Raw genomic sequence first — 12,730 nt, 5'->3', positions numbered from 1 at the left:
GTCAGCCTCGCGTGCCGTAGATCACGCTGCCCTGCAGCGGCTGCGGGTCGGCGAACACGTGCAGGTAGGGACTGCACCGCTGCGCCTCGGCGATCACCGGCGTGAGTTGCGCGGGCGTGGCGTCCGCGTCCAGGTACAGCGTGTGGCGCACCCCGAGGTAGCCAGGGTAGATGCCGTCCATGCCGAGCAGGCCCCGGTTGTCGTAGTCAACCGCGACTTCCACCTCCAGGCTGCGCACCTCGATGCCGGCACGCGCCAGGCAGATGCCGTAGCCGATGGCCAGGCAACTGGCCAGCGCGGCCCGGCCGTGCACGCCGGGCGTGGGGCCAGCACCGCTGCCGCCGCCCTCCACCGGCATGTCGATGCTGAAGCGCCAGTCGCCCTCCTGGGCCTCGCAGCGCAGCCCGTCCACCACCCGCGCCCGCATGACGCTGCCGCCCCGGGCGGCCTCGGGCTTTTTGGCGAACACGTGTGCCATGCGGCTGAAGGCGTTGCGGATGTGCTCTTGTGCGTTCATGGCGTGTCTCCAGGGTTTCAACGGCGCGTGATGACGACCTCGAGGTATTCGCTCGGCACGACCAGCGAGAGCTCGCCACCCTGGTTCAGGCGGTTGAGCAACTCGATGAGATCGCGCTCCAGCAGCACCGCGGTCTCCGGGGGCAAGGCGGCAAACGCCTTGTGCACCGGGCCGTACCAGGTGCGGAACACCTCGACGAAGTGCGCAGCCGAACGGTAACGGAAGTTGAACATCCTGGGGGTGGCGGCGATGGCCGAGGCCTGGTCTCCAAACAAGGTCTCCAGGTGCGACTTCACGCCCCAGAGCGACGGCGGCTTCACCCCCGCCGGCGGCGGCAGGTGGCGGCCCAGGGTCTTGAACAGCTGGCCGATGAAACCCTCGGGCGTCCAGTTGGCCATGCCGATGCGCCCGCCCGGGCGGCACACACGCGCCATCTCGGCGGCCGAGCGCTGCTGGTCGGGCGCGAACATCACGCCGAAGGTGGACAGCACCACGTCGAAACTGGCGTCCTTGAAAGGCAGCGCCTCCACGTCGGCCACCTGGGTGGCCATGGCCAGGTGCTCGGCGCGTGCACGCGCCGCGCCGCGCTCCAGCAACTCGCCCACGTAGTCGGTGGAGGTCACGTCGCAGCCACGCCGCGCTGCGGCCAGGCTGGCGTTGCCGTTGCCGGCGGCCACGTCCAGCACGGCTTCGTCCCAGCGCAGGTCGCAGGCTTCGGCCAGCGATTCGCCCACGATCTGCAGCGTGGTGCCGATCACGGCATAGTCGCCGCTGGCCCAGGCCGTTTGCTGGCGTTGTTTGAGGGCGGTGAAGTCGGTCGGGGTGTCCATGTGTCTTCCTTCGGGTTGGGTGTTGAACAATGTCGCTGTCTGGAGACCCGACTGTCCACCCGGGACACCCGGGGCGTCCTTGGCTTTTTCTAAAGACTTCCTGTATTTTCTGAACCCACCGTTCCACTGGAGCCCGCGTGCCCGAGTCCTACCGCTTTGATCGCTTCGAGCTCCGACCGTCCGAGCGTGTGCTGCTGGTCGACGGCGTGCCCGCCGCGCTGGGCTCGCGCGCCTTTGACCTGCTGTTGTGCCTGGTGACGCAGCGCGACCGCGTGCTGAGCAAGGGTGAGGTGCTGGAACAGGTCTGGCCGGGCCAGGTGGTGGAAGAAAACAACCTCTCGGTGCACGTGTCCGCGCTGCGCAAGATCCTGGGCTCGGGCGCCATCACCACCGTCTCGGGCCGGGGATACCGATTCACGCTCGATCTTCAAGCCGACACAGCGCGCCATCCAGTGCCGCTGCCCGCCGAATCGCTGGAGCGCCCGACCATTGCGGTGATGCCCCTGAGCGTGCTGTCGGACGATCCGCGCATTGCATTTTTTGCGCAGGGCCTGGTGGAAGACGTCACCGCGCTGCTGGCCCGCGTGCCCGGTTTTGTCCTCATCGCACACGCCTCGTCGCTGGTGTTTCGCGGCCATCAGGCCCCGCTGCAGGACGTGGCGCGGCAACTCGGCGTGCGTTTTCTGGTGCAGGGCAGCGTGCGTCCCAAGGCCGATGCGCTGCGTGTCTCGCTGCAGCTGATCGAAGCGGCTTCGGCCCGCATCCTGTGGAGCGCGCAGTTCGACAGCCAGGCCGACAGCCTGGCCAGCGGCGCAGTCGATGCGCAGGAAAGCATCGCGCGCGGCATCATCAGCGAGCTGGAGCCCGAACTCACCCGGGCCGAGATCGCCCACATCCGCCGCCAGCGCCCGGAAAACCTCGACGCCTGGGCGCACTACCACGAGGCCGTGGGTGCGCTGGCCGCCAAGGGCTGGAGCGCCGACGGCATGGCCACGGCGCGGGCCGAGCTGCAGCGCAGCACCCAGCTCGACCCCAGCTTCGGCCTGAGCCACAGCCAGTACGCGCTGCTGACCATCCTGGCGTCCAATATCGGCATGGTCCCGGACACGCCGGACCTGCGCGCCGACGTGCTGGCCTCGGCCAACTCGGCCATCACGCTGGACGACGGCAGCTCCGAGGTGCTGGGCTACGCGGGTTGCGCCCTGTGCGACCTGGGCCACTACAAACGCGGCATCGACACGCTGCAGCACGCGCTGGCACTCAACCCGAGCAACGCCCAGGCGCACGTGGCCATGGGCGCCGCGCTGGCGATGAACCGCAAGCTGGACGAGGGTATCGAGCGGATGCGCTACGGCATGAAGATCAGCCCGCGCGACCGCCGCCTGGGCTTCTGGGGCTGGTTGCTCGGGCGCTTTCTGCTGCGCGCCGATCGTGTCGACGAAGCGCTGGTGGAAGCCCGGCTGTCGTGCCGGGTCGACCCGCGCTTCCACCTGCCGCACGTGCTGCAGGCCGCCACGCTCGACCGCCAGGGCGCCACCACCGACGCAGTCGCCGCGCTGAGGGCCGCCCGCCAGCGCCGCAGCGAAATGTCGCTGGGGGAAGTGACGCTGACGCACGGTCGGCGCATCGGCGAGCGGATCGCGCAGTTGTGGGAGCGGGCGGGCTGAGTACCGCCCGGTCAGAACCCGACCGAGTAGCTCGCCAGCAAGGAGTTGGTGGCCGACGACGAGAAGGCTTCTTTGCGGTAGACCCACTGCGCGCTGAGCTGCTGGGTCTTGTTGATGTCGTAAACGCCCCCGACCGAGGCCACGGGCCGGGTCTTTTTCGGGTTGCTGTTGAACTCGAACGGCTGCAGCGCAGCCACACCGGTGGCGCTGTAGTCGCTGGTTTTGTGCGAGTGGTCGTGCTCCAGACCAGCGAAGCCCGTGAGCGTGAAACGTGGCGTGAGCCGCGCCGACACATGGCTGCCCAGCAGCAGGATCACCGAGCGTTCGGACAACGCACCGTGGCTCAGGGGCGCGGTGACACTGGCCGACGCCGTTTCGCTGTAGGCGCCGCGCTCGATCTGGATGACGCGCACACCCAGGTAGGGGCTCACGCGCCACGCGTCGTCCAGGCGCATGCCGTGGCTCCAGGTCAGCTGCGTGCCGCGCGAGGTGAGGCCCGCGGTGCCGGAGCCCGGCTCGGAGCCGGCCACCACCGGGCGGGTGATGTCGACCTTCTTTTGCCCCTGGCGGTGCGCCACGCGCACCTGCGTGCCGTCACCGTCCGGGCGCTGGTTCCAGACCGCAAACACACCCACATCCGGGTTGCCTTTGCGCACGTTCACCGAAGGGTCGCCGGTGGAATCCAGCGTCTGCTCCACGTAAGCGCCCAGGCGCAGCGTGGGTTGCACACGCCAGGCCAGGGTCACGACCCCCGAGGTAGCGCCCGCGTTCGAGCCTTGCACCGAGGTGTTGCGCGCGGTGGCCGCCACGCACAGGCCTTTGCCGTCGAACAGCGCGCAGTCGTGGCTCAGGCCGGGATTGAGGTAAGCGGTCTGCACGGCGAAGACGGAGCGCAGACCTCCGGCGGTGGCTTGCAGGGAACTCAGGGTGGCCTGGGCCGTGGGGCCGGGTGCTGCGAAGACGAGGTCGTAGTTGGCGCCATCGAACCGCAAGGACCAGGCGAGGCCGGCGTACGTTCCTGCCGTGTTGTCCAGCCACGAACCGTCGAAGTTGCTCAACACGTCTTCGTAGGTGCCCGGTGCCACCACCGAGGTGTTGTAGATGCCGAAGGTCATGTGGCCTCCGCTGTTGAACGCCGACATCTTTCCATACACGCCGGGGCTGTCGATGATGATGTTGTAGTTGGCCGGCAAGCCGCCGTCGTGCATCGTCAGCGGCGAGCTGCCGCCCTGACGGTTGTTCAGGGTGGTGATGGGCGCGTGGTTGAGCATCGACCTGAACTGCCCCGTCATCGAGCCCATGTTGGTGAGCGTGCCAATGGCCCCCTGGTTGTAGAAGTGGTAACCCGGTCCGATCACGCCGTTGTTGATGAAGGTGGTGATCGTGCCCTGGTTGAACAGCGTCTCGTCACCCGCGGAAATGATGCCGTTGTTGATCAGGGTGATGCCGGTGGCCGACGGCTTGATCCAGACACCCAGGCTGTTGGGGGTGTGGACCGTGGCGCCCGCGTTGATCGTGATCGTCTGGTTGGGGTTGTTGATCACGAGGAACGAGCAATCGACCGCGACACTGGCGTCGGGCGCACACGCACCGGCAAATGCCTCGCCGCGCGCCACCAACAAACAAGCCGCCAACGTGGCCAAGGCAAACAGTTGTCGGGCACGTTGGCGCGAACTCGGCGAGTGGGTCAGGCAGCGGCCACCGGGGTGTGTCATGGGGAAGGCTCTCGGTGTGGGGCGGAACGTTTCCGATCGTGGATAGGCGAGGTTGTGCACGGTGGAACGCGAACCCACGCTGCGCCCATGAACGGTACGCTGCCGGCCCATCGGCGAATCCTTGAACTGAGCCCGGATCACCCGCCTGTTCCTGGGCTGCCCAACACCTCCGGGCCCAAGGCTCTTTCGCGGTTGTCGCTGCGCGGAGCGCCGCAGGACGCGAAGGCACAAATGCCTTGACCCCCATCGCTTCGCACAAGAAAATCAAATTTCCTGAAAATCTTGTGCGAGACCTCATCCCTTGGATTTCACCCCCCTCACCGAAGACCAGCTGCGCCAGTACATCGACGCCGAGTCCAGTTACAGCGCCATGGAGCAGGCACGCCGGGCGGCCAGCGAGGTACGAGGGTCCATGTTCTGGCGCCAGGACCGGGGCCACACCTACCTCGTGCGCTCCAACACCGCTGCGCGGCAAACGCGGTTGGGCCTGCAAACACCCGAAACCGAGGCGATGCAAGCACGCTTCACCGAGCGCAAGCACCAGCTGGAAGGTCGGCTTGCCACCCTGAAAGAAAGCGTTGCGCGCCACGAGCGCCTGAACCGCGCACTGCGTGTGGGTCGCTGTCCGACCATCCTGGTGGCCATCCTGCAACGCTTCGAGCAATATGGGCTGTCGCCCCACCTCCTGACGGTGGGCACCCACGCGCTTTACGCGTTCGAGGCTGCGGCGGGTGTGCGGATCGCGCCTCAAGCCCTGGCCACGCAAGACGTGGACGTGTTGTTCGACACCCGCAAACGGGTCACGTTCTTTTCGCGGCTGGAAGAAGCCGACATCTCGTTCATCGACGTCCTGCGCAAAGCCGACAAGACATTCGAAGTCAGGGCTGATCAGCTGCAGACCGCCGTGAACGCGCAAGGCTTCGAGGTGGACGTGATCCGCCGCGATGCCAGGGGCGAAGACCCGCACCCGCTTCGAATGAGCCACAAGGAAGAGGACCTTTGGGCCGTGCAGGTGAGCAGCGGCTCGCGCATGCTGGGCGCAGAGCGGTTCTCGCAGGTGGTGGTGGCAAGCAATGGCGCCATGGCACGCATGAACACGGTGTCACCCGCCGCCTTCGTCAAGCTCAAGCGCGCACTGTCCAGCAGCCGCACGCGGGATCCGCTCAAGAAACCGAAAGACGCTTTGCAGGCAACCATCGTGCAGCGTCTGATCGATGAGTTCCTGATCGGAGAACATGCGACGCTGTAGCCTCTGGCCATGGATTCCCTGATCACGGCCAGCGCGCGCGCACTCGCCGCGGGCGACGCGCTCGGTGCGCTCAAACGCGTTGCCCTGCGCGACGACCCGCCAGCGCTGGCCTTGCGCGGCATTGCCATGGCCCAGCTCGGCGAACACCCGCGTGCGCGCGAGTTGCTGCGCCGCGCGGGCCGGGGTTTTGGTGCCCGCGAGGAACTGGCCCGGGCGCGCTGTGTGGTGGCCGAAGCCGAGGTGGCGCTGGCCATGCGCGACCTTGGTGGTTCGCCCCGTCCGCTGGCCGCGGCAGCCGCCACGCTCGACGCCCACGCCGATCGCGCCAACGCGCTGCAGGCGCGGCTCATCGCGGCGCGCCGGCTGGTGCTGCTCGGCCGCCTGGACGAAGCCACGGCCGCGCTCGCGCAGCTCGACGCGCGAGGCCTGTCGCCGGCGCTGGCGGCGGTGGCCGAGCTGGTCGCGGCCGAACTCGCGCTGCGCTCGCTGCGCGTGGACACGGCGCGCGCGTCACTCGCGCAAGCACGGGCAGCGGCTGAGCGCTCGGGGGTGCCGGCGCTGCAAGCCGAGGTGGCGCGGGCGCTGGCCACGCTGGATCAGCCCGCAGCGCGCCGCCAGACACAGGGCGGTGAGCAGGCGCTGACGCTCGAAGCGGTGGCGGCGCTGCTGGCGTCGCAGGCGCTCGTGGTCGACGCCTGCCGCCACGGCCTGGGCCACGGTTCGGCGTGGGTGGCGCTGGCGCGCCGGCCGGTGCTGTTTGCCCTGGCGCGCGCGCTGGCGCAGGCCTGGCCGGGCGGCGTGGACCGCGAGGCGCTGATCGCGGATGCGTTTCGCACCCGCCGCCCCGACGAGACCCACCGCGCACGGCTGCGGGTCGAGATCGGCCGGCTGCGCGCGCTGGTGAAGACCATGGCGCGCATCGAGGCCACCGGGCGCGGCTTCGTGCTGCAGCCGCTGGACGGGCGCGAGGTCGTGTTGCTGGCGCCGCCCTTCGACGGCGACCAGGCCTCGCTGGTGGCGCTGCTCAGCGACGGCGCGGCCTGGTCCACTTCGGCCCTGGCGCTGGCGCTGGGTGCGAGCCAGCGCACCGTGCAGCGCGCGCTGGCCGAGCTGGAGACCGAGGGCCGGGTGCGCGCCATCGGGCAGGCGCGGTCGCGGCGCTGGCTGGCGCCGACCCTGGCCGGTTTCACGACGATCTTGTTACTCCCCGCTGCGCTGCCGATTGAATAGAGCGGCCTCCAGGCGCCGGACCACGGCGCTGACCACCAGGAGCCCTCCATGAACAGCAAGACCGCAACACCCCCCCGGCGCGCCACCACGGCGCGCCCCGCCGAGATCGTGCGCGAGTACGGCCCCTTCGACGGCGCTGGCCGCGTGAACGGCGTCACCCACGATGGCCAGCGCGTCTGGGCCTCTGTCGGCGCGCAGATCCTGGCCTTCGATCCCACCAGCGGCGAGACCACCCGCACGCTGGAGCACGCTGGCGACGCCGGCACCGCTTTCGACGGCACCCACCTCTACCAGATCGCCGAGGCGCGCATCGACAAGATCGACCCGGCCACCGGCCAGGTGCTGCACACCATTCCCGCGCCCGGTGGCGGCAGCGACTCCGGGCTCACCTGGGCCGAAGGCAGCCTGTGGGTGGGCCAGTACCGCGACCGCAAGATCCACCAGATCGACCCGTCCACCGGCGCGATCCGCCGCACCATCGAGTCCGACAGCTTCGTCACCGGCGTGACCTGGGTCGACGGCGAGCTCTGGCACGGCACCTGGGAAGGCGAGGCGAGCGACATCCGGCGCATCGACCCCGCCAGCGGCGCGGTGCTGGAGCGGCTCGACATGCCACCCGGCACCGGCGTGAGTGGCCTCGAGTCCGACGGCACCGATCTCTTCTATTGCGGCGGTGGAGAGAGCGGCAAGGTGCGCGCCGTGCGGCGCCCGAAGGCCGCGTGAGCGCTAAGGCCCGATGTCCCGCGCGAGCGCGGCCTGCAGCTCGGCGGCCAGGGCCTTGAGCGCGCCGGAAAGCTCGCGCACCACGCAGGGCAGGGGCTCCTCGGTCGAGACGCTGATGTTCAGCACGTAGACCCCCTCCACGGTGGCCAGGGGCGTGGCCATGGCCACCACCTCGGCTTGCCAGGAGGCCGCGCAAAAGCCCTGCTCCTGCACCTGCCGGATGGCGGCGTGGATCTCCGCCTGCACCTCGCGCCAGTGGTCACCACAGCGCTGCTGGAACACCTTGAACAAGGCCTTTCGCCGGTCGGCCGACACGGTCGACAGGTAGGCCCTGCCCAGCGAGGTCAGCTCCATGGGCACCCGCTGTCCCGAGACCACGTTGCGCAGCGCCACCCGGCGGTTGTAGCGGATGGATTCCAGGTAGACCATCTCGTCGTTGTCAGGCGCCGCCAGCCCGACGTTGATGCGCCGGCTTTCGGCCAGCGCCCGCATGCGTGGCGCGGCCACCGCCAGCACCGTCGAGCCCGCCCGCATGGCGTGCGCGAAGCTGAGCACGGGCGGGGCCAGCCGGTAGGCGCGGCGTTGCGGGTCGTGCTGCAGCATGCCGGCCGTCACCAGGGTCTGCGTCAGGCGGCTGATGGTGGACGGCGACAGACCCGTGCGCTCCGCCAGATCGCCATTGCCCAGCCAGCTGGAGCCGGGCCGGAACGCCCGCAGGATCTCGATGCCGCGCACCAGTGACCGGTTGGTGGGCGAGGTGCCGAACTTGTCGCCGGGTGGCAGGGTTTTCATGTTGGAGGGCACAGGGGTTTCATTCCATTGGGTGGAATTCAAGGGATGCAAATGCGGGGCATCGACCGTAGCATTCTCCTGCGCGGCACACCGCGTCCACAAGGAGACATTCCATGCAGCTTTCCCGCCGAACCACCGCCCTGCGGCTGGGCTTCCTCGTCGCGTCGATGGCGCTCACCGCCACAGCCGCCCTGGCCGAGTTTCCCGACAAGCCGGTTCGCCTGGTGGTGCCGTTTGCACCCGGCGGCGGCACCGACCTGATCGCGCGCACCCTGGGGCTGGGCATGTCCAGAGAGCTGGGCCAGCCGGTGGTCATCGAGAACAAGCCGGGCGCGGGCACGATCATCGGCACCGATGCCGTGGCCAAGAGCCCGGCCGACGGCTACACCCTGGTGATCTCGACGTTTGCGCACGCGGTGAACCCCAGCCTGATGCAGAAGCTGCCCTACGACAACGACAAGGCGTTCGCGCCGGTGATCCTGATCGGCAAGGGCCCCAACGTGCTGGTGGTGCGCACGGAGAGCCCGTTCAAGTCTGTCAAGGACATCCTGGACGCGGCCCGGGCCAACCCGGGCAAGCTCAACTACGCGTCGCAGGGCAATGGCACCTCGGCGCACCTGGCCGGCGAGATGTTCGACAACCTGGCGAAGGTCCAGATGAGGCACATCCCCTACCGCGGCGCCGGGCCGGCGCTCACGGACCTGATGGGTGGACAGGTCGACATGATTTTCGGCACCGCCACCGCCGTGTCCTCGGGCCTGGACAGCGGCCGGCTGCGCGCCCTGGCCGTGACCGGCGCCGAACACTCGCCGGTGCTCAAGAACATCCCGACGATTGCAGAAACCATTCCGGGCTACGTGATGGAGAGCTGGTACGGCCTGTACGCGCCCGCCGGCACGCCGCCCGACGTGATCACCAAGCTCAACGCCGCCGCCAGGAAGGCCGTGGCCACCGACGATTTCCGCAAGAAGGTGGAGCAGGAAGGCCTGGCGATCAGCGCCGGCACGCCCGCCGAGCTGGACGCCTACGTGCGCGCCGAAGAGGCCCGCTGGCGCAGGATCGTCAAAGAAAACAACATCACCGCCAACTGACCCGACGTCTGGAGCCCTCCATGTCCACCCCCCTGATCGATCTGCAGGTTGAAGCCGGCATCGCCACGCTCACGCTGAACCGCCCCGAGAAACGCAACGCCATGAGCGATGCCATGCGCACCGCGTTCATCCACGCCCTGGAACAGGTGGCCGCGGACAAGGCCATCCGCGCGCTGGTGCTCACCGGCGCGGGCAAAGGTTTCTGCGCCGGGGGCGACATCTCCGGCATGGAGAAGCGCATGAACGCGCCCACCGGCGAGATCGCCTTCAACGGCTGGCACCGGCAACAAGGCGTGCACCACACCCAGATGCTGCTGCACACCATGCCCAAGCCGGTGATTGCCGCAGTGAACGGCGCGGCCTCGGGCCTGGGCGCCGACACCGCGCTGGCCTGCGATTTCGTGATCGCCAGCGAATGGGGCAGCTTCAGCTGGTCCTACATCCACCGCGGCATCATCCCCGACGGCGGCGGCCTGTACTTCCTGCCGCGCCGGGTCGGCCTGTCCAAGGCGAAAGAGCTGGTCTTCACCGGCCGCAAGGTGGAGGTCGACGAGGCGCTGGCGCTGGGCATCGTGGACCGCAAGACCTCGGCCGACACGCTGGTGGCCGACGCGCAGGCCTGGGCCCGTGAACTGAGCCAGGGTTCGGCGACCGCGCTGGCGCTGGGCAAGACCATCCTGAACCAGACCTTCGAGCTGCCGGCACAGCAGGTCTTCGCCCAGGGCAGCCAGGCCCAGGGCATCTGCTACACGAGCACCGAGCACCGCGACGCGGTCATGGCCTTCCTGAACAAAACAGCGCCCCAGGCATGAACCCCGTGAACCCGATCTCCCGGCTGATGCGCCCGCGCAGCGTGGCCGTCATTGGCGCATCCGCCGACGCCGGCAAGACCGCGGGGCGCCCGGTCGCCTACCTGCGCAAGCACGGCTTTCGCGGCGACATCTATCCCGTCAACCCGCGCGTGGACCACATCGACGGGCTGCGCTGTTACCCCGACATCGCCTCGCTGCCGTCCGTGCCCGACGTGGGCATCGTGCTGCTGGGCGCCGAGCGTGCACACAAGGCCGTGCAGGAGCTTGCGGCGCGCGGCACGGCCGCCGCCATCGTGCTGGCCAGCGGCTACAGCGAAACCGGTGAAGAAGGCGCGCGCCGGCAGGCCCAGCTGATCGAGGCCGCGGGCAGCATGCGCATCCTCGGCCCCAACACCATCGGCCTGGTCAACCTCACCGACGGCATCGTGCTCTCGGCCAGCGGCGCGCTGGAGATGGACCACTTCCCGGTCGGCTCGGTGGGCGTGGTCTCGCAAAGCGGCGGCATCCTGGGCGCGCTGCTCTCGCGCGCCGCGCCGCGCGGCATCGGCCTCTCGAAGCTCATCTCCACCAGCAACGAGGTCGATCTGGACATTGCAGACTTCATCGACCACCTGGCCGACGACGAGGCCACGAAGGTCATCGCGCTGTACGTGGAAAGCGTGCGGCACCCGGAGCGGTTCCGCCAGGCCGCGCTGAAAGCGGCGCGTGCCGGCAAGCCGGTGGTGGCGTTCAAGATCGGCCGCTCCGAGGCGGGTGCGAAAGCCGCCGTCTCGCACACCGGTGCGCTCGCGGGCGCGGACCGCATGTACGACGCGCTGTTCCGGGAAGTGGGCGTGATCCGGGCGCAGACCTTCGGCGACCTGCTCGACATTCCCGCGGCCCTGTCCACCGGCCGCCGCCTGCGCGGCAACCGCGTGGCCATCCTCACCTCCACCGGAGGCGCTGGCACGCTGGTGTCGGACAGCTACGGTGTCTCGGGCTTCGACACGCCGGCCCCGGACGACGCCACCGCCGCGCGCCTGCGCGCCCTGCAGACCGGCGACCACGCCGCGCTGGACCGCAACCCGATCGACGTGACCCTGGCCGGCCTGCAGCCGGACCTGCTGCGCGGCGCCATCCGTGCCCTACTCGAGAGCCCCAGCTACGACGCGCTGACCATCATCGTGGGATCGTCCAGCCTGGCCATGCCGGAGCTGATGGCCAGCGCCATCCAGGACTGCCTGCCGCTGAGCGACAAGCCGGTGATCGCCTTCGTGAGCCCGCACGCGCCCGAGGTGGCCGCGCTGTTGACGCAGCGCGGTGTGCCGGCCTTCGCCTCCGCCGAGAGCTGCACGGCGGCGCTGACCGGCATGCTGCAAACCCACCGCTGGAGCGAACCGGCCGCCGCCACCCACGGCACGCCGGTGTGCGTGCACGACATCCCCGGCGGCTCGCTGAACGAAGCCGAATGCAAGCAGCTGTTCGCGCGTTTCGGCATCCCCTGCACGGCCGAAACGGTGGTGAACACCCCGGCCGAGGCCGGACAGGCCGCGCGCGCCCTGGGAGAGCGGGTGGTGCTGAAGATCCTGTCGGGGGAGATCACGCACAAGAGCGATGTGGGCGGCGTGGCGGTGAACGTGCCGGCCGGGCAGATCGGCGAACGCCTCGACGCCATGGCCACCGAAGTGCACAGCAAGGCCGGCGTGAAGCCCACGCGCTTTCTGGTCCAGGAGATGGTGTCCGGCGGCACCGAACTCATCCTGGGCATGCACCGCGACGTGCTGGGCACCGCCATCCTGCTGGGCATGGGCGGCATCACCGCCGAGCTGTTCAAGGACACCACCTTGCGCATGCTGCCCGCCCAGGGCGGCCTGAGCCGCGAGGTGGCGGCCGGCATGGTGCGCGAGCTGAAAACCTGGCCCCTGCTCGACGGCTACCGCGGCCGGCCCAAGGCCGATGTCGAGGCCCTGGTCTCGGCCATCGTGGCGTTCTCGCAGATGACCGCGCAACTCGGCGAACGCCTGATCGAGGCCGAGATCAACCCGCTGTTCGTGCTGGACGAAGGCCGGGGCGTGAAGGCCGCCGACGGTGTGGTGGTGCTCGCCGGCGCGGCGGGCTGATGCAG

At 69.3% G+C, this 12,730-nt stretch carries 11 protein-coding genes; 7 read left to right on the top strand and 4 right to left on the bottom strand.

The window, feature by feature from the left end:
- Nucleotide 1: 1 nt before the first annotated feature.
- Together F9Z44_RS02065 and F9Z44_RS02060 are read right to left on the bottom strand one after the other, a co-directional pair.
- Nucleotides 2-517 (bottom strand): OsmC family protein, encoded by a 516-nt coding sequence (locus F9Z44_RS02065; RefSeq protein ID WP_159603149.1) that lies wholly within the window; start codon nt 515-517, stop codon nt 2-4.
- A gap of 17 nt (nt 518-534) precedes the next feature.
- Nucleotides 535-1,347, bottom strand: coding sequence for a class I SAM-dependent methyltransferase (locus F9Z44_RS02060; RefSeq protein WP_159603147.1), 813 nt, complete (start codon nt 1,345-1,347; stop codon nt 535-537).
- A gap of 137 nt (nt 1,348-1,484) precedes the next feature.
- On the opposite strand from F9Z44_RS02060, the gene F9Z44_RS02055 reads away from it, so the two are divergent.
- The gene (locus tag F9Z44_RS02055; RefSeq protein ID WP_159603145.1) at nt 1,485-3,014 is read left to right on the top strand and encodes a winged helix-turn-helix domain-containing protein; all 1,530 of its coding nucleotides are present in this window, start codon (nt 1,485-1,487) and stop codon (nt 3,012-3,014) included.
- Nucleotides 3,015-3,025: 11 nt separating this feature from the next.
- Here the strand turns inward: F9Z44_RS02055 and F9Z44_RS02050 are convergent, their stop codons facing one another.
- Entirely contained in the window at nt 3,026-4,729 is a 1,704-nt protein-coding gene (locus F9Z44_RS02050) for an autotransporter domain-containing protein (RefSeq protein ID WP_159603143.1), read from the bottom strand.
- Nucleotides 4,730-5,030: 301 nt separating this feature from the next.
- On the opposite strand from F9Z44_RS02050, the gene F9Z44_RS02045 reads away from it, so the two are divergent.
- Genes F9Z44_RS02045 through F9Z44_RS02035 form a run of 3 tightly spaced genes read left to right on the top strand, consistent with a single transcriptional unit; the run spans nt 5,031 to nt 7,931 of the window.
- Nucleotides 5,031-5,978 carry a GSU2403 family nucleotidyltransferase fold protein gene (locus F9Z44_RS02045; protein WP_236574228.1) on the top strand — a complete coding sequence of 316 codons (948 nt, stop codon included), beginning with the start codon at nt 5,031-5,033 and terminating at the stop codon, nt 5,976-5,978.
- Nucleotides 5,979-5,987: 9 nt separating this feature from the next.
- Nucleotides 5,988-7,208, top strand: coding sequence for a helix-turn-helix domain-containing protein (locus tag F9Z44_RS02040; protein WP_159603141.1), 1,221 nt, complete (start codon nt 5,988-5,990; stop codon nt 7,206-7,208).
- A gap of 48 nt (nt 7,209-7,256) precedes the next feature.
- On the top strand, nt 7,257-7,931 hold the full coding sequence (locus F9Z44_RS02035) for a Vgb family protein (RefSeq protein WP_159603139.1): 675 nt from the start codon (nt 7,257-7,259) through the stop codon (nt 7,929-7,931).
- A 3-nt stretch (nt 7,932-7,934) separates the two neighbouring features.
- Here F9Z44_RS02035 and F9Z44_RS02030 read toward each other — a convergent pair whose 3' ends face one another.
- Entirely contained in the window at nt 7,935-8,723 is a 789-nt protein-coding gene (locus F9Z44_RS02030; protein ID WP_159603137.1) for an IclR family transcriptional regulator, read from the bottom strand.
- Between the two features lie 113 nt (nt 8,724-8,836).
- Here F9Z44_RS02030 and F9Z44_RS02025 point away from each other — a divergent pair, with 113 nt between their 5' ends.
- From F9Z44_RS02025 to F9Z44_RS02015, 3 genes are read left to right on the top strand one after another with little or no spacing between them, the layout of a single operon-like run.
- The gene (locus F9Z44_RS02025; RefSeq protein ID WP_159603135.1) at nt 8,837-9,814 is read left to right on the top strand and encodes a tripartite tricarboxylate transporter substrate binding protein; all 978 of its coding nucleotides are present in this window, start codon (nt 8,837-8,839) and stop codon (nt 9,812-9,814) included.
- A 20-nt stretch (nt 9,815-9,834) separates the two neighbouring features.
- The gene (locus F9Z44_RS02020; protein WP_159603133.1) at nt 9,835-10,626 is read left to right on the top strand and encodes an enoyl-CoA hydratase/isomerase family protein; all 792 of its coding nucleotides are present in this window, start codon (nt 9,835-9,837) and stop codon (nt 10,624-10,626) included.
- Nucleotides 10,623-12,725 (top strand): acetate--CoA ligase family protein, encoded by a 2,103-nt coding sequence (locus F9Z44_RS02015; protein ID WP_159603131.1) that lies wholly within the window; start codon nt 10,623-10,625, stop codon nt 12,723-12,725. The genes F9Z44_RS02020 and F9Z44_RS02015 overlap by 4 nt, the downstream gene beginning before the upstream one ends.
- Nucleotides 12,726-12,730 lie beyond the last annotated feature (5 nt).

Source organism: Hydrogenophaga sp. PBL-H3 (assembly GCF_010104355.1).
Classification (GTDB): Bacteria; Pseudomonadota; Gammaproteobacteria; order Burkholderiales; family Burkholderiaceae_C; genus Hydrogenophaga.
The sequence above is the reverse complement of the archived record's forward strand: the minus strand, read 5'-3'. Positions and strand labels throughout refer to the sequence as shown.

What these genes read in the sequence shown, in the direction of transcription:
- F9Z44_RS02065 (WP_159603149.1), bottom strand. Translation starts at nt 517, where the DNA reads ATGAACGCACAAGAGCACATCCGCAACGCCTTCAGCCGCATGGCACAC.
- F9Z44_RS02060 (WP_159603147.1), bottom strand. Translation starts at nt 1,347, where the DNA reads ATGGACACCCCGACCGACTTCACCGCCCTCAAACAACGCCAGCAAACG.
- F9Z44_RS02050 (WP_159603143.1), bottom strand. Translation starts at nt 4,729, where the DNA reads ATGACACACCCCGGTGGCCGCTGCCTGACCCACTCGCCGAGTTCGCGC.
- F9Z44_RS02040 (WP_159603141.1), top strand. Translation starts at nt 5,988, where the DNA reads ATGGATTCCCTGATCACGGCCAGCGCGCGCGCACTCGCCGCGGGCGAC.
- F9Z44_RS02035 (WP_159603139.1), top strand. Translation starts at nt 7,257, where the DNA reads ATGAACAGCAAGACCGCAACACCCCCCCGGCGCGCCACCACGGCGCGC.
- F9Z44_RS02030 (WP_159603137.1), bottom strand. Translation starts at nt 8,723, where the DNA reads ATGAAAACCCTGCCACCCGGCGACAAGTTCGGCACCTCGCCCACCAAC.
- F9Z44_RS02025 (WP_159603135.1), top strand. Translation starts at nt 8,837, where the DNA reads ATGCAGCTTTCCCGCCGAACCACCGCCCTGCGGCTGGGCTTCCTCGTC.
- F9Z44_RS02020 (WP_159603133.1), top strand. Translation starts at nt 9,835, where the DNA reads ATGTCCACCCCCCTGATCGATCTGCAGGTTGAAGCCGGCATCGCCACG.
- F9Z44_RS02015 (WP_159603131.1), top strand. Translation starts at nt 10,623, where the DNA reads ATGAACCCCGTGAACCCGATCTCCCGGCTGATGCGCCCGCGCAGCGTG.